Source organism: Streptomyces sp. NPDC049970 (assembly GCF_040660235.1).
Classification (GTDB): domain Bacteria; phylum Actinomycetota; class Actinomycetes; order Streptomycetales; family Streptomycetaceae; genus Streptomyces.
This window is the reverse complement of record NZ_JBFALP010000001.1, coordinates 485,126-500,550: the sequence shown is the minus strand read 5'-3', so window position 1 is coordinate 500,550 and position 15,425 is coordinate 485,126. Positions and strand designations below refer to the sequence as shown.

Sequence of the window (15,425 nt, the reverse complement as noted above, 5' to 3'; positions counted from 1 at the left end):
CCGGGGCGGGTCGTCGTCGTGCTCAGCCGGCGAACCAGCGCTGCGGGCGCGGGTTGAGGTTCTGGTAGATGTGCTTGGACTCGCGGTACTCGGCGAGCCCCGTGGGGCCGAGCTCACGGCCCGTGCCGGACTTGCCGAAGCCGCCCCACTCGGCCTGCGGGAGGTAGGGGTGGTAGTCGTTGATCCAGACGGTGCCGTGCCGCAGCCGGCCTGCGACGCGCCGGGCCCGGCCCGCGTCGGTGGTCCAGACGGCGCCGGCCAGCCCGTAGTCGGTGTCGTTGGCCAGGGTGACGGCTTCTTCCTCGGTACGGAAGGTCTCGACGGTGAGGATCGGGCCGAAGGTCTCCTCGCGGACGACCCTCATCTCCCGGTGGCAGCCGTCCAGGACGGTCGGGCGGTAGAAGTAGCCGTCGGCGGGCCGGATGTCCGAAGGTTCGGGGCGGGCTCCTCCGGAGCGGACGACGGCGCCCTCCTCACGGGCGGACGCCACGTACGCCTCGACCTTGGCGAGCTGCTGCGCGGAGACCAGCGGACCGCATTCGACGCCGTCCACGGTGCCCCGGCCGAGCCGGATGGCGTCGGCGCGGCGGGCGAGTTCGGTGACGAAGCGGTCGCGGACGGACTCCTCGATGATGAGCCGGGCACCGGCGGAGCAGACCTGGCCGCTGTGGAAGAACGCGGCGTTCAGCGCCTGGTCGACGGCGGTGTCGAAGGCCTCGTCGGTGCCGCACGCGTCGGCGAAGACCACGTTGGGGTTCTTGCCGCCGAGCTCCAGGGCGACCTTCTTGACCGTGGGCGCCGCGGCCTGCGCCACCTTCGTACCGCTGGCGAGTCCGCCGGTGAAGGAGACCAGGTCCACGTCCGGGTGCTCGGAGAGCCGGGCGCCGACGGGGTCGCCCGCGCCGGTGACGAGGTTGGCGGCGCCGTCGGGCAGTCCGGCCTCCGCGAGCAGCCGGATCAGGTGGACGGTGGAGAGCGGGGTGACCTCACTGGGCTTGAGCACGAAGGTGTTGCCCGCCGCGAGGGCGGGGGCGATCTTCCAACTGGCCTGGAGAAGCGGGTAGTTCCACGGAGCGATGAGGGCGCAGACGCCGACCGGCTCGTGTACGACGATGCTGTGCACGTCGGGGTCGCCCGCGTCGACGACCCTTCCGCCGCTCTCGTTCATGACGAGGTCGGCGAAGTAGCGGAAGGCGTTGGTCACGTCGTCGACGTCGACACGGCCCTCCTCCAGGGTCTTGCCGGTGTCGCGGCTCTCGGTGATCGCGATCTCCTCCCGGTCCCGCTGGAGGAGGTCGGCGACCCGGCGCAGCAGTCCGGCGCGCGCGGCGACCGGCCTGTGCGGCCAGGGGCCGTCGTCGAAGGCGCGGCGGGCGGCCGCCACGGCCGCGTCGGTGTCAGCGGTGCCGCCCTCGGAGACGAGGGTCAGGACGGTGGCGTCGGCGGGGTCCAGGATCTCGCGCGTGGCGCCCGAGACGGCGGCGCGCCAGGTGCCGTCGATGTGGATGGTCTCCTGGGCCGCCGCCGGAGGGACCGACGAGAGGTGAGCCGACATGTAGCGATATGCCTTCCGTGCCTGAATTGCTCCGCACCGGTCCGGCCGAGCACTGTCGCGTGCCGGTGGACCGGGATGGGGCACACCAGCAGCCCGGACACCTCTCCGGTCCGGCGGAATGTATGCCGAGAAATTCACCCTGGGTGATATGACTCACTGCCTGCGGACGCGTTTACGGGGCAGCGGGCACTCGACGGGCGAAGTACCGGAGCCCCTGGCGACCGCGCGCCGGGCCGCACCCACCCCGGCTGCGGGCAGGATCGGCGGGTCCGATCGGCGCAGGCACGCCGCCGGGGGCCCACGGCCGGATCCCGCGACGCCCCGACGCGGCAGCCGCCCGACGGGATCGAGCACCGGGGAGGGGCGCACCCACGCAGGGCGGCCCCGCGCGTACGTACGCACGGGGCCGCGCCAGGTCGTTCCGCCGGCTCAGCCGACGGTCACCGTCCCCGTCCCCTCCCCCGTCGCACCGGACTCCTCCACGCTCACGCGGTACGCCAGGTCGGTCCCGTCGGCCGTGACGCGCACACCGGCCTCGTCCCGTACGACGCGGAACACCGCCGCCGTGCCTCCGGTGGCGTCCGGCACGGTGACGGTGCGGTCACCGGCCGCGGGGCCGAACACCCGCAGGGTGAGTCCGTGCAGCCAGTCGGCGTCCGGCCGCTGGTCGTCGGCACCCCAGGGCAGGACGGCCCCGTCCCTGACCAGCAGGGGCAGGCTGTCGAAGCCGTGGGTCTCCTGACGCCAGGCGGGACCGGTGACACGCTCGCCGGTGAGCAGCGAGGTCCAGGTCCCCTCGGGGACGTAGTACTCGACCGCTCCGTCCGACGAGAAGACCGGCGCGACCAGCAGGTCGGGGCCGAGCATGTACTGGCGGTCCAGGGTGCGGGAGGCGGGGTCGGCGGGGAACTCCAGCAGCATGGGGCGCATCATCGGCACGCCCGTGCGGTGCGCCTCGGCGGCAGCCGCGTAGAGGTAGGGCATGAGCCGGTGCTTGAGCAGTGTGAACTTCCGTGCCACGTCCACGGCCTCCTCGCCGAACTCCCACGGCACCCGGTAGGACACGTTGCCGTGCAGCCGGCTGTGCGAGGAGAGCAGGCCGAAGGCGAGCCAGCGCTTGAAGACCGCAGGGTCCGGGGTGCCCTCGAAGCCGCCGATGTCGTGGCTCCAGAAGCCGAAGCCGGACAGGGACAGGGACAGCCCGCCGCGCAGCGACTCCGCCATCGCCGTGAACGAGGCGAAGCAGTCGCCGCCCCAGTGGACGGGGAACTGCTGGCCGCCCGCCGTCGCGGACCGGGCGAAGAGCACGGCCTCCCCCGTGCCGCGCTCCTTCTCCAGGAGTTCGAAGACGGTTCGGTTGTAGGTCTGCGCGTAGTAGTTGTGCATGCGCTCCGGGTCGGAGCCGTCGTGCCAGACGACGTCGGTGGGGATGCGCTCCCCGAAGTCGGTCTTGAAGCAGTCGACCCCCTGGTCGAGCAGGACGCGGAGCTTGTCGCCGTACCAGGCACGGGCGGCCGGGTCGGTGAAGTCGACCAGGGCCATCCCCGGCTGCCAGAGGTCCCACTGCCAGACGTCGCCGTTGGCCCGCCGCACCAGGTAGCCGTGCTCGGCGCCCTCCGCGAAGAGGGCCGACTTCTGGGCGATGTACGGATTGATCCACATGCTGATCCGCAGTCCGCGCGCCTTGAGCCGGGCCAGCATCCCCTCCGGGTCGGGGAAGACCTCGGGGTCCCAGAGGAAGTCGGACCACTGGTACTCGCGCATCCAGAAGCAGTCGAAGTGGAAGACGCTGAGCGGGATGCCGCGTTCGGCCATTCCGTCGACGAAGGAGGTGACGGTCTCCTCGTCGTAGGACGTGCAGAAGGACGTGGTCAGCCAGAGGCCGAACGACCAGGCCGGCGGCAGCGCGGGGCGCCCGGTCAGCGCCGTGTAGCGCGCCAGGACGTCCTTCGGCGTGGGACCCGCGACGACGTAGTACTCCAGCGACTGGTCCTCGACACTGAACTGCACCTGCCCGACGGACTCCGAGCCGATCTCGAAGGAGACCTTGCCGGGGTGGTTGACGAAGACGCCGTAGCCACGCGAGGAGAGGTAGAACGGGACGTTCTTGTAGGCGAGTTCACTGCTGGTGCCGCCGTCGGCCTGCCAGATGTCGACGGTCTGACCGTTCCTCACGTACGGGGTGAAGCGCTCGCCGAGCCCGTAGACGTTCTCCCCGACGTCCAGGCCGAGTCGGGCGATCATGTGGTGGACGCCGTCCGCCGTGGTGGCGAACGCCGTCCCCTTCGGCTCGGCGCCGGTGAGACGGCGCCCCCCGGCGTCCAGGAAGCTGATGCCCCAGGGCCCGTCGCCGTCCATCCGCAGCGTCAGCGGACCGCTGGTGAGTTCTGTGGCGGCGCCGTCCCGGCGGGTGCGTGGCGCGGGCGCGGCCGGGTCGCCCGGCAGGATGGTGAAGTCCGGTCCGCGCCGGGCCTTTCCCGCGTGGTGGGTGGCGCGCACGCCGATGACACCCTCGGCCGGCGAGAAGCATTCGACCGTGATCAGGGGCGTGTTGAGCGTGTCGCCGCGGGCTTCGACCCGCTTGACCGCCGCGTACGCGGTGAACCGGTCGGCCTCGACGCGCAGATCGCGGACCTCGGTGGCGTAGGAGGCGCGGACGCCCTCACGCATCAGCCAGAAGCCGTCGGTGAACCTCATGCGGACTCCTTGCCGGGGACGACGTCGATGCGGGCGAGGCGCACGGAGCCCGCGAGGCCGATACGCAGCTCATGCACTCCGCGGAGGGCGAGTGCGGCCTCGAAGGTGCGGTACGCGTACGGTCCGCCCGTGTCCGGGAACCGGAGAAGCGTGCTCTGTCCGCCCGCGCTCACGGTGATGCCGCCCTCCCCCGAGGCCAGGAAGGCCAGTCCGTCCACGCCCTGACCGAAGTCGCACGCCAGGTAGACGAGGCTCCCCTCCCTGTCCGCGGAGGCGGGTGCCACGGCGTCGCCCTCGGTCTTCGTGCGGTCGACGATCTCCGTGTCCTCCTGCCGGTCGTAGTCGACGGCATCGAGACCGCGCGCCGCCACCGGGCGCGGGCCCAGCGGTTCGCCGTCGACCAGCGCCGTGGCGGTGAGCCGGATGTCGGCGCTGGACGCGCCCGTGAGGATCTCGTACGCACCGGGCTCGACGGTCCACCGGCCGTGCGCCACGCTCCAGTGACCCAACTCCGCCACGGGTACGTCGAATTCGACACGTTCCGCCGCGCCGGGCGCGAGACTGATCCGGCGGTGGGCGACCAGTTTGCGCAGCGGCAGGTCCGAGGCCTCGGGCCGGCGTCCCGGGCCCTCGGGCGAGGGCGCGGTCTCTGCGGGCGCGGCCGCACGGACGTAGACCTGGGCGACCTCGTCGGCCGCGGTCGCGCCGTCGTTGGTGACGGTCAGCGACACGCCCAGCCGGTCGCCGTCCACCTCGGTCCGCAGCGCGGAGTAGGTGAAGTCTGCGTATCCGAGACCGTGTCCGAACGGGTACAGCGGGGTCCCGTCGAAGTACAGGTACGTCTGCCGGGAGCCGATGACGTCGTAGTCGAACAGGCCGGGCAGGTCGTCGTCGCTCGCGTACCAGGTCTGCGGGAGGCGGCCGGCCGGTGAGACGTCCCCCGACAGGATCCGGGCGAGGGCAGCGCCCGCCGCCTGGCCGCCGTGAGCGGTCCACAGGAGGGCCGGGAGCCGCTCCGCCGCGTCCGTGACGGCGTAGGGGTACGCGGAGGTGAGGACGAGCACGGTGCGCGGGTTGGCCGCGTGGGCCGCGCGCCACAGCCGGTCCTGCTGGGCGGGGAGGGCGAGGGTGGTGCGGTCCTCGGTCTCGCGGCCGTTGATGTGGGGGTCGTTGCCGGCCACGACGACGACGGTGTCGGCCGCCGCCGCGGCTCGTGCCACGGCGTCCTCGCCCCGCTGCACGGTCTCCGTCACGAAGACCGTGGCGTCCGCGGCGGAAATCTTCTCGCCCGCGACGGCAACCTTCGCGCCGTCGGCGGCGACGGACACGTACCCACCGGTCCCGATGTGCAGAAGGCGGTGTCCGTCCTCGTGCCCCTCCACCGCCTCCCTGCGGAACGTCTCCTGGACGACCCAGCCGCCGGGCTCGTCCGCGGACGCCCTGACACGGCCGTCGTCGGCGACCGAGAGGTACAGCCCTTCCTCCGTACGGAAGGTGAGGACGCCGTCGCCCCAGTCCGTCAGGGCCAGTTCGGTGGCCTCCTGACCACACGTCAGCGGGGGCAGGTCGGTGCGTCCGGCGAGGAGCGCGGGATCGAGGGCTCCACCGGCGGCGCGCGCCTCACCGTCGGTCGCGCCGTCGGCCGCGGGCACCTGGAGCCAGCCCTCGGAGCACTTCAGCCGGACCCGGTCCACGCCGTCCGCGAAGAGGACGTTCTCGGCGCCGTAGCGTTCACGGATTCCGTCGAGCGGCGTCGAGCGGTGCATGAGCGTGCCGCTGTACCAGTCGAGCTTGCAGGCGTCGGCGAGAAGTCCGACCACCGCGACGGTCCGGCCCGGCTTCGGTTCGAGGGGCAGGAGGCCGTCGTTCCTGAGCAGGACGACGGCCTGCTCGGCGGCTTCGAGGGCGAGCGCGCGGTGCTCGGCGGTGTCCGGTCCGTCCACCTCGGCGTACGGATCGAGCCCGGGGTCGAACTCGCCGAGCGCGAAGCGCATGGTGAGCAGTCGGCGGACCGCCGTGTCGATGTCGCTCGCGTCGATCAGCCCCTTGTCCAGTGCCCCCCGGATGCGGCCGATCATGACCGCGGAGTGCTGGCCGTGGTCGGTGAAGCTGTCCACACCCGCCTTGAGGGAGGCAGCGGTGGCCTCCTCGTGGGTGTCGAAGTAGTGCTCGGAATCGACCAGGTTGGAGGGCGCGCCGGCGTCGGAGCAGACCACGAGCGGCTGGTCAGTCCAGCCGCGCAGATACCGCTCCAGATACGGGGAGACGTGGTTGGGGCGGCCGTTGACCAGGTTGTAGGCCGGCATGACCCCGGCGACCGCGCCCGCGCGTACCGCGTCGCGGAAGGCCCGCAGGTCGTACTCGTGCAGGACGCGGGGGCGCACGGAGGAGGAGGCCGTGTCGCGGTCGGTCTCGTTGTTGTGCGCGAGCCAGTGCTTGAGGACGGGGGCCGTGCGCCAGTACCGGGGGTGGTCGCCGCGCAGCCCCCGCGTGTAGGCGACGGCCACGGCGGAGGTGAGGGCCGGGTCCTCGGAGTACCCCTCCTCGCCGCGGCCCCACAGCGGGTGCCGCAGCAGGTTCACTGTCGGGGCCCAGACGTTGAGGCCGACCCGGTCGTCCGTGGCCCGCTTGGCGCGGACCTCGTCGCCGACCGCCTCGCCGACCCGGCGGACCAGGTCCTCGTTCCAGGTGGCCCCGAGGCCGACGGCCTGCGGGAACACGGTGGCCGGCCCCATCCAGGCGACGCCGTGCAGTGCCTCCTGCCCGGTACGGAACGGGCCGAGGCCCAGCCGTTCCACCGCGGGGGCGAACTGGTGCAGCATCGCGACGCGCTCGTCGAGCGTCAGCCGTCCGAGCAGATCGTCGACGCGCGTGGCGAAGGGCAGTTGCGGGTCGCGGAAGGGAAGCGGATGGTCCGTCACGTGCGGGGCCCCTCGGAAAGGTGGGAGGTATCGCGAAAGCGAGGCGTTTCGAAGGATCTTCGAAGCGCTTCGATGCTCGACGCACAAGTCGCAGGTGTCAAGGGTGAGTCCTGAGCATTACGGACACCGAGCCCACCACTGCGCGGGGAACGGTTGGGACACAGGTCGGAGGAATCTGGAATCCGACTCTTGTGCGGCCCGACCGCTTCACTTAACCTCGCTGCAACATCGAAGCGCTTCGACGCCTCATGGTTGACCCGCTTCGTCTCGGCCGGCGCACCTCCGCCGGCGCGGTCGGTTACGCCCCTGCCTCAGACACAGGAACCGGACGGCACTCGCCACCGGATCGCCCTGGTGCACCACGAAGGGTTGACGCAATGACGCCGAACTCCCCCTCCGCTCCGAGCCGGAGACGGTTCCTCGCCTCCACCGCGGTCGTCGCGGCAGCCGTGGGCGGCGGGATGCCGCTCCTCACCGCCTGCGGCGGCGGTGGCGGCGGCTCGAAGAACGAGGGCACGACCACGGGCAAGAAGCTCAAGGGCATCCTCCCGACCTTCGTCCCCTCCAAGGCGGTCACCCCGGACATCCCGAGCAGGAACGGCTCGGCGGTCGGCTTCACCACCGCGCTCCCGGCCGCGCAGCTGGCGGTGTCGGTGCCCAAGAAGCTCGGCAGGGGCGGCGAGTTGAGCATCATGGCACCGCTGTGGGGCACCTCGCCGGGTGAGGGCAACCCGTACTGGACGGCGATGGACGAGGCCGTCGGCGTCAAGGTCAAGTGGCAGAACCAGGACGGCAACGTCTACGGCCAGAAGCTCGGCGCGGTGCTCGCCTCCAGCAACATCCCGGACGCCGTCGTCGTCCCCGGGTGGGAACTGGGCGGCAAGATACCGAGCGCCGTCGCCAACAAGTTCGCCGACCTCGGCCCCTACCTCTCGGGGGACAAGGTCAAGGCGTACCCGAACCTCGCGGCCATCCCCACGGGCGCCTGGCAGCGCGCCGTCTTCGCGGGCAAGCTGCGCGGCCTGCCCATGCCCGCCGAGGCCACACCGAACATCACCCCCTTCTACCGCGCGGACGTCTTCGAGGAGAAGGGCTACGAGGTCCCGACCACCACGCAGGAGTTCTACGACCTCTGCAAGGAGATCAACTCCCCCAGGAGCAAGGTGTGGGCGTGCGGCGACATGACGTGGTCGGCGTACGTCTTCTTCGGGGTGCTGCCCGAGAAGCCCTACTACTGGCAGCTCGTCGACGGCAAGCTGGTCAACCGCTACGAGACCGACGAGTACCTCGAGGCGCTGGAGTGGTCCCGCTCGCTCTACTCGGCCGGCTTCGTGCACCCGGACGCCAAGGCCGAGACGGGTGACATGCGCACCTCCTTCTCCTCCGGAAACGTCCTGATGTACAACGCCGACATCTCGGACTGGTACGCCGCGACCACGGTCCAGCGGCTGGACAAGCCGGACTTCCGGATGGGCGCGATGGACTTCTTCGCCCACGACGGCGGCGACCCCGTCATCTACGAGGCCTCGCCCTCCAACATCTGGTGCTTCGTCAACAAGGACGCGGACCGCGGGACCGTCGAGGACGTCCTCGCGCTGGCGAACTACACCGCCGCCCCCTACGGCACCAAGGAGCAGCGTCTGAAGGCGTACGGCCTGGAGGGTACGCACCACACCCTCAAGGACGGCGTCCTCGTCAAGACGGAACAGGGCAACAACCAGGTCTTCGCCACCTACGAGTACATCGCGACCTCCGCTCCCTTCCGGGCCTACCCCGACCACCCCGATGTGGCGAAGGGCGTCATCGAGTGGCAGCAGCGCCAGGGGGCGCATCTGAGGAAGCCCCTGTTCTTCGGCATGCAGATCCAGGAGCCCACCCGCTACACCGAGCTCAACGCGCAGTTCGAGGACCTGGAGAAGGACATCGTGCGCGGCCGCAAGAAGGTCGGAGACATGCAGCAGCAGGTCTCGGACTGGAGGACCAAGGGCGGCGACAGGCTCCGCGACTGGTACGAGAAGCTGCTCGACGAGACCGGTGGGTCGGCCTCCTGACATGTCACTGAGCACAGAGGACCGGCGCGCGCGGGATTCACGGACGCCGCCGGTCGAGACACGGGCGCCGGGCGGCCCGCTCCACACCAAGGGCATGCCGCTGCGGCACCGGCTGCGCCGGGACCGCACGCTGCTCCTGATGACCCTGCCGGCGATGGTGCTGCTGCTGGTCTTCGCCTACATCCCGCTCGCGGGCAACGTCGTCGCCTTCCAGGACTACGACCCGTACGTCGCGGACAACGCGTTCCAGGCGATCACGCAGAGCCCTTGGGTGGGTTTCGAGTGGTTCCAGCAGATGGCGGACGACCGGTTGTTCTGGTCGGCGCTGCGGAACACACTGGTGATCTTCCTTCTGCAACTGACACTGTTCTTCCCGGTGCCGATCCTCCTCGCGCTGTTCGTCAACAGCTTCGTGCGCCCCCGGGTGCGGGCGGTGGCCCAGGCCATCCTCTACCTGCCGCACTTCTTCTCCTGGGTCCTGGTCGTCACCGTGTTCCAGCAGATGTTCGGCGGGGCCGGGCTCATCGCGCAGACGCTTCGCGACCACGGCCACGAGGGCTTCGACCTCATGACCGATCCGGGGCTGTTCAAGTTCCTGATCACCTTCGAGATGATCTGGAAGGACGCCGGCTGGGGCGTCATCGTCTTCCTCGCCGCGCTGGCCTCGGTCAGCCCGGACCTGTACGAGGCGAGCGCCATGGACGGCGCGAACCGGTGGCGCCGGATGTGGCACATCACGCTGCCCGCCCTCCGCCCCGTCGTCGCCCTGCTACTGGTGCTCCAGGTGGGCAACGCGCTGACGGTCGGCTTCGAGCAGATCCTCCTCCAGCGCACGGCCGTCGGCCCGGGCGCCTCGGAGGTGCTCGACACCTACGTCTGGAACGTCGGCATCACCAACGGCGGGTTCAGCTACGCGGCGGCGGTCGGCATCGTCAAGGGAGTCTTCGGTCTGCTGCTGGTCCTCGGGGCCAACAAGGTCGCCCATCTCATGGGCGAGCAGGGGGTGTACAAGAAGTGAGCAGCCTGCTCTCCGGCGTGACCGGCTGGGCCGGGGCGAAGCCGGGAACCCGCGGCCGCCTGCGTCCCGTGTGGGAGGAGGAGCCGTCGAAGGCGGGGCTGGCCTCCAAGGGCGTGATCCTCGTCCTGGTGTGCCTCGGCGTCCTCTTCCCGCTCTGGGTCGTGGTCGTCACCAGCCTGTCCTCGGTGAGGACGATCACCGAAGCCGGTGGCCTGGTCGTGATCCCGCGCGGCGTCACGTTCGTCGCCTACCAGGAGCTCCTGGGCGGTGGCCAGGTCACCCGCGCGACACTGGTCAGCATCTGCGTGACCCTTGCCGGGACGCTCTTCAGCATGGCCGTGTCGATCATGTGCGCCTACGGCCTCTCTCGTACCGGGTCGGTACTTCACCGGCCGCTGCTGGTCTTCATGCTCGCCACGATGTTCTTCGGCGCCGGCCTCATCCCGACCTACCTGGTGGTCCAGGGGCTTGGCCTCACCGACTCCTATCTGGCGCTGATCCTGCCGAGCGCGCTGAACGTCTTCAACATCCTGGTGCTGCGCGCCTTCTTCATGAGCACCGCCCAGGAGCTCGTGGAGAGCGCGCGCATCGACGGGGCGGGCGACTTCCGCATCCTGTGGCAGATCGTCATGCCGCTGTCCCGTGCGGTCATCGCCGTGATCACGCTCTTCTACGCGGTCGGGTACTGGAGCGCCTGGTTCAACGCCTCCATCTACATCAGCGACCCCGAGATGCTGCCGTTGCAGAACGTGATGAACCAGCTCGTGCTCAAGCAGGAGCGGCCCACCGGCCTCGCCCAGGTCATCAACACGGGCCATCTGTCGCCGCTGGCGATCCAGATGGCGGTCATGGTGCTGGCCCTGATCCCGGTCGCGGTCCTGTCACCGTTCGTCCAGAAGCACTTCAGGCAGGGCATGCTCACCGGCGCCGTCAAGGGCTGACCCCCAGTAGAGAAACGAGAAGTCCATGCCGTCCCTGCACGACGCCACCCGTGGCCGCGTCCTCTTCGGAGGCGACTACAACCCCGAGCAGTGGCCCGAGGAGGTGTGGGCCGACGACGTCCGGCTGATGGGGGAGGCGGGCGTCAACTCCGTCACCGTCGGCGTCTTCTCCTGGGCGATGATCGAACCACGCCCAGGTGCAAGGGAGTTCGGCTGGCTGGACCGGCTGCTGGACCTCATGCACGCGAACGGCGTGGGCGTGGTCCTCGCGACCCCCACGGCCTCTCCCCCGCCCTGGATGGGAGCGCTCCACCCGGAGACGCTGCCGCGCGCCGAGGACGGCACCCTCGTCAGCTACGGCTCGCGGCAGCACTTCTGCCCGAGCTCGCCGGTCTACCGCCGCTACGCCGCGTCCCTGACCGAGGACCTCGCGGCGCGCTACGCGGACCATCCGGCACTGACGGTGTGGCACATCAACAACGAGTACTGCACGCACTGCTGGTGCGACGAGACCGCCGCCCACTTCCGCCGGTGGCTGGCCGACCGGTACACGACCCTGGAGGCCCTCAACACGGCCTGGGGTACGGCGTTCTGGAGTCAGCGCTACGACGCGTGGGCGGAGATCCTGCCTCCGCGCCGCGCGCAGTACATGCGCAATCCGACCCAGGTGCTGGACTTCAAGCGGTTCACCTCGGACGCCCTGATGGAGTGCTACCTCGCCGAGCGGGACATCGTCGCCAGGCACACGCCGCACATCCCCGTGACGACCAACTTCATGCCGCTGTGGGCGGGGCAGGACGCGTGGGCCTGGGCGGAGCGGGAGGACATCGTCTCCGTGGACGTCTATCCGGACCCGAAGGACCCGCAGGGCGGCCAGTACAACGCGATGCTGGCCGACATGACCCGCTCGCAGGCCCGCGGGCCGTGGATGCTGATGGAGCAGGCCGCCGGAGCCGTCAACTGGCGGGGGGTCAACCATCCCAAGCCGGCCGGACTGAACCGGCTGTGGTCCCTGCAGGCGGTCGCCAGGGGCGCGGACGCCCTCTGCTACTTCCAGTGGCGGCAGTCCCGTCAGGGCTCGGAGAAGTTCCACTCCGGGATGCTCGGCCACGCGGGCGAACACGGCCGTACGTTCCGGGAGATCAAACAGATCGGCGCCGAACTCGCCCTCCTGGGACCCGAGGTGAGCGGCACCGGGGTGACCTCCGAGGTCGCGGTGCTGCACGACTGGGACGCCTGGTGGGCGAGCACGCAGGAGGGACTGCCCTCCTCGCTGGTCCCGTACACCGAGCTGGTCCAGGCGTGGCACCGCGCCCTGTGGGAGAGCGGGATCGGCACCGACTTCGCGCGTCCCGAGGCGGATCTGAGCGCCTACCGCATGGTGCTCGTGCCGCAGCTCTGCCTGCTCACCGACGCGGCGGTCGACAACCTCGTCGCCTACGCGCGCGGCGGCGGCACCCTCGTCTGCGGGTTCTTCACCGGTGTCTCGGACGTGGACGACCGGATCAGGCCCGGAGGCATGGACAGCCGGCTGCGGGAGCTGTTCGGCATCCGCACGCTCCACGAGTGGTGGCCACTGGACGCGGAAGCGACGGTGGAGTGCGACGGCTTCCGAGGCACCCGGTGGTCGGAGGAGCTGGAGGCCGACGCCGGCGCGGAGACGGTGGCCGCCTACCGCGGAGGTGAGCTGGACGGGCTGCCCGCCGTGCTCCGCAAGGGCACGGCATGGTACGTCTCGACGCTGCCCGAACCGGAGGCGCTGCGCGGTCTGCTGAGCGGGGTGGCGGCCGGGGCGGGGGTGCGCCCGGTGCTGGAGGGCCTGCCCGAGGGGGTGGAGGCCGTACGGCGCGGCGGGCTGCTGTTCCTGCTCAACCACGGCCGCGTCCCGGTCTCCGTGAAACTGCCGGCCGGCCGCGTCGACCTGCTGACGGGCACCGGGACCGAAGGGGCCGTGGAGCTGGGACGTTACGGCGTGGCCGTGCTCGGGGAGGCCCCCGCATGATCGAGGGCACGTGGGAGCCGCACCCCGCCACCCGCTGGGAGGACGCGTTCCTCAGCGGCAACGGCCGGCACGGGGCGATGGTGTACGGCGATCCCGGGGACGACCGGGTGATCGTCAACCACCACTCCCTGGTCCGCCCGAACGGCAGCGAGGACCTCGGACCGCCCGAGCTGGCCGGCCGGCTCCGCAGGGTCCAGGTCGCGCTTCTGTCCGGGGACGTGAAAGCGGCGGAGGACTTCGGCACGGAACGCCCCCTGACCTGGGTACAGCCGTTCCACCCCGCGTTCCGGACCCGGATCCGCCGCCGCCGGGGACTGCACGAGGCGGTCGCCGGATACCGGCGCGAGGTCGACTTCACCTCGGGTGAGGTGACCGCGTCGTACGAGGCGTGGCGCAGCCGGGTCTTCGTGTCGCGCGCCGACGACGTGATCGTGCAGCACGTCACCGACCCCGGGCTGATCGCCGACGTCGTCCTGGACCACGCACTGCCCGGCGCACCCGCGCGGCTGGCGGTCAGCCGCGCCACGGTGCTCACCCCGGACGGCGCGCACCTGGCGCTGCGGCTGGGCTACCCGGGGAGCGGACTGGGGTACACGGGGGTCACCGTGGCGCGGGTGGACGGTGGCAGCGTGTCCGTGTCGGGTGAGGGGATACGCGTCGAGGGTGCGCGGAGCCTCACGCTGACGACCCGGGTGACCCGTGCGCCAGGCCGACCGGAGCTCACCGACCTGTGGGCGGCCGTCCCGCACGAGGACTACGCCGGGCTGCTGAACCGGCACCGGCCGCTGCACCGGACCGCGTACGGCCGGGCCGCCTTCACACTGCGGGACGCGGCGCGCGGGCGGGAGCCGGCCGGCAGCGAGCTGCTGCGCTCCCCGGGGAGTCCGGCGCTCCTGGAGAGGCTCTTCGCCGCGGGGCGTTACCACCTGCTCTCCTCCTCCGGAGTGCTGCCGCCCCGTCTGACGGGGCTGTGGACCGGCGACTGGGACACCGCCTGGTCGGGGGCGTTCACCACGAACGCCAATCTCAACCTCCAGATCGCCTCGGCCCCGGCAGCCGCCCTCCCGGAGGTCGTCGAAGCCCATTCCGCCCTGGTACAAGGACAGTTGGAGGACTGGCGGGACAACGCACGGGCCGTCTTCGGCGCCCGGGGCATCGTGGCGCCCTCCCACACGGACGGCGAGTCGGGCCACACCAGGCACTTCCAGCGTGCCTATCCCCTGCATCTGTGGACGGCGGGGGCCGACTGGCTGCTGCACCCCCTCCTGGAGCACGCCGAGGCCACGACGGGCGCCCCGGACGAGGCGCTGACCGGCGCACTCGTCGAGGCGGCACTGTTCTACGAGGACTTCCTCGACCGCGAGGATCCGCACGGCAACCTCGCGATCGTCCCCTCCTACTCCCCGGAGAACCGCCCCGCCAACGCGAGCTGGGTCACGGTGAACGCCACCATGGACATCGCCGCGGCCCGCCACGCCCTGACGACGGCCGCCGTGCACGCGCCCGGCCACCCCTCCGCCGCACGCTGGCGCGCGCTGGCCGCCCGGTTGCCGGATTACGCGGTCAACGAGGACGGGGCGCTCGCCGAGTGGGCGTGGCCGGGCCTGCGGGAGACGTACGACCACCGCCATCTCAGCCATCTGTACCCTGTGTGGCCGCTCACCGCGATCAATCCGTACGACACCCCCGCTCCGGCCGCCGCGGCGCACCGCGCGCTGGAACTGCGGGGCTCCGAGAACGACTCCGCCCACGGGCATCTGCACCACGCCCTGATCGCGGCCCGGCTGCGGGACCCGTCCCGGGTGTCCGCGGCACTGGACGCGGTGCTGGGGGGCGACTTCTTCCACGACTCGCTGATGAGCGCCCACTACCCGTCGCGGAACGTCTACAACGCGGACGCGGCACACGCACTGCCGGCCGTCGTGATCGAGTCGCTCGTCCAGTCGACGCCCGGCCGCCTGGTGCTGCTGCCGGCCGTGCCGGCGGCGTGTCCGGCGGGCGAACTCCGGGGCGTACGGACCAGGTTCGGCGCGGAGCTGGATCTGAGGTGGTCCGAGGAAGGGGCCACCGCGCTGCTGCGCCCCACCCGCGACGCGCGCGTCGATCTGCGTACGGGCGACGGGCTCGCCCTCGACGGGGACGAAGCCGCCCGCACCGAGACCTCCGCCGGGATCCCCTCGGCTCCGCTGGAGCTGACGGCCGGCGTGGACCGCGTCCTCACCCTGAGGCCGCGGTAGCAG

The 15,425-nt window shown here is 71.3% G+C and carries 8 protein-coding genes; 5 read left to right on the top strand and 3 right to left on the bottom strand.

Annotated elements, in window-relative coordinates; all coding sequences use genetic code 11:
- Nucleotides 1-22 precede the first annotated feature (22 nt).
- From AB0I83_RS02140 to AB0I83_RS02130, 3 genes are all read right to left on the bottom strand, one after another.
- Entirely contained in the window at nt 23-1,555 is a 1,533-nt protein-coding gene (locus AB0I83_RS02140; protein WP_363303255.1) for an aldehyde dehydrogenase family protein, read from the bottom strand.
- A gap of 429 nt (nt 1,556-1,984) precedes the next feature.
- On the bottom strand, nt 1,985-4,252 hold the full coding sequence (gene yicI / locus AB0I83_RS02135) for an alpha-xylosidase (RefSeq protein WP_363303254.1): 2,268 nt from the start codon (nt 4,250-4,252) through the stop codon (nt 1,985-1,987).
- The gene (locus AB0I83_RS02130; RefSeq protein WP_363303253.1) at nt 4,249-7,173 is read right to left on the bottom strand and encodes a glycoside hydrolase family 3 C-terminal domain-containing protein; all 2,925 of its coding nucleotides are present in this window, start codon (nt 7,171-7,173) and stop codon (nt 4,249-4,251) included. Before AB0I83_RS02130 ends, yicI begins: the two co-directional genes overlap by 4 nt.
- Nucleotides 7,174-7,550: 377 nt before the next feature.
- Here AB0I83_RS02130 and AB0I83_RS02125 point away from each other — a divergent pair, with 377 nt between their 5' ends.
- The 5 genes from AB0I83_RS02125 to AB0I83_RS02105 are packed head-to-tail and all read left to right on the top strand — an operon-like array spanning nt 7,551 to nt 15,422.
- Nucleotides 7,551-9,224, top strand: coding sequence for an extracellular solute-binding protein (locus tag AB0I83_RS02125; RefSeq protein ID WP_363303252.1), 1,674 nt, complete (start codon nt 7,551-7,553; stop codon nt 9,222-9,224).
- A gap of 1 nt (nt 9,225) precedes the next feature.
- Nucleotides 9,226-10,242 (top strand): ABC transporter permease subunit, encoded by a 1,017-nt coding sequence (locus tag AB0I83_RS02120; RefSeq protein ID WP_363303251.1) that lies wholly within the window; start codon nt 9,226-9,228, stop codon nt 10,240-10,242.
- Between the two features lie 5 nt (nt 10,243-10,247).
- The gene (locus AB0I83_RS02115) at nt 10,248-11,183 is read left to right on the top strand and encodes a carbohydrate ABC transporter permease (RefSeq protein ID WP_363303437.1); all 936 of its coding nucleotides are present in this window, start codon (nt 10,248-10,250) and stop codon (nt 11,181-11,183) included.
- A 25-nt stretch (nt 11,184-11,208) separates the two neighbouring features.
- Nucleotides 11,209-13,185 carry a beta-galactosidase gene (locus tag AB0I83_RS02110; protein ID WP_363303250.1) on the top strand — a complete coding sequence of 659 codons (1,977 nt, stop codon included), beginning with the start codon at nt 11,209-11,211 and terminating at the stop codon, nt 13,183-13,185.
- Nucleotides 13,182-15,422: a glycoside hydrolase N-terminal domain-containing protein gene (locus tag AB0I83_RS02105; protein WP_363303249.1), complete on the top strand. Its 2,241-nt coding sequence runs from the start codon at nt 13,182-13,184 to the stop codon at nt 15,420-15,422. The genes AB0I83_RS02110 and AB0I83_RS02105 overlap by 4 nt, the downstream gene beginning before the upstream one ends.
- Nucleotides 15,423-15,425 lie beyond the last annotated feature (3 nt).

Coding starts and splice junctions, on each gene's coding strand:
- AB0I83_RS02110 (WP_363303250.1), top strand. CDS start 11,209: ATGCCGTCCCTGCACGACGCCACCCGTGGCCGCGTCCTCTTCGGAGGC.
- AB0I83_RS02105 (WP_363303249.1), top strand. CDS start 13,182: ATGATCGAGGGCACGTGGGAGCCGCACCCCGCCACCCGCTGGGAGGAC.
- AB0I83_RS02125 (WP_363303252.1), top strand. CDS start 7,551: ATGACGCCGAACTCCCCCTCCGCTCCGAGCCGGAGACGGTTCCTCGCC.
- AB0I83_RS02140 (WP_363303255.1), bottom strand. CDS start 1,555: ATGTCGGCTCACCTCTCGTCGGTCCCTCCGGCGGCGGCCCAGGAGACC.
- AB0I83_RS02120 (WP_363303251.1), top strand. CDS start 9,226: ATGTCACTGAGCACAGAGGACCGGCGCGCGCGGGATTCACGGACGCCG.
- yicI (WP_363303254.1), bottom strand. CDS start 4,252: ATGAGGTTCACCGACGGCTTCTGGCTGATGCGTGAGGGCGTCCGCGCC.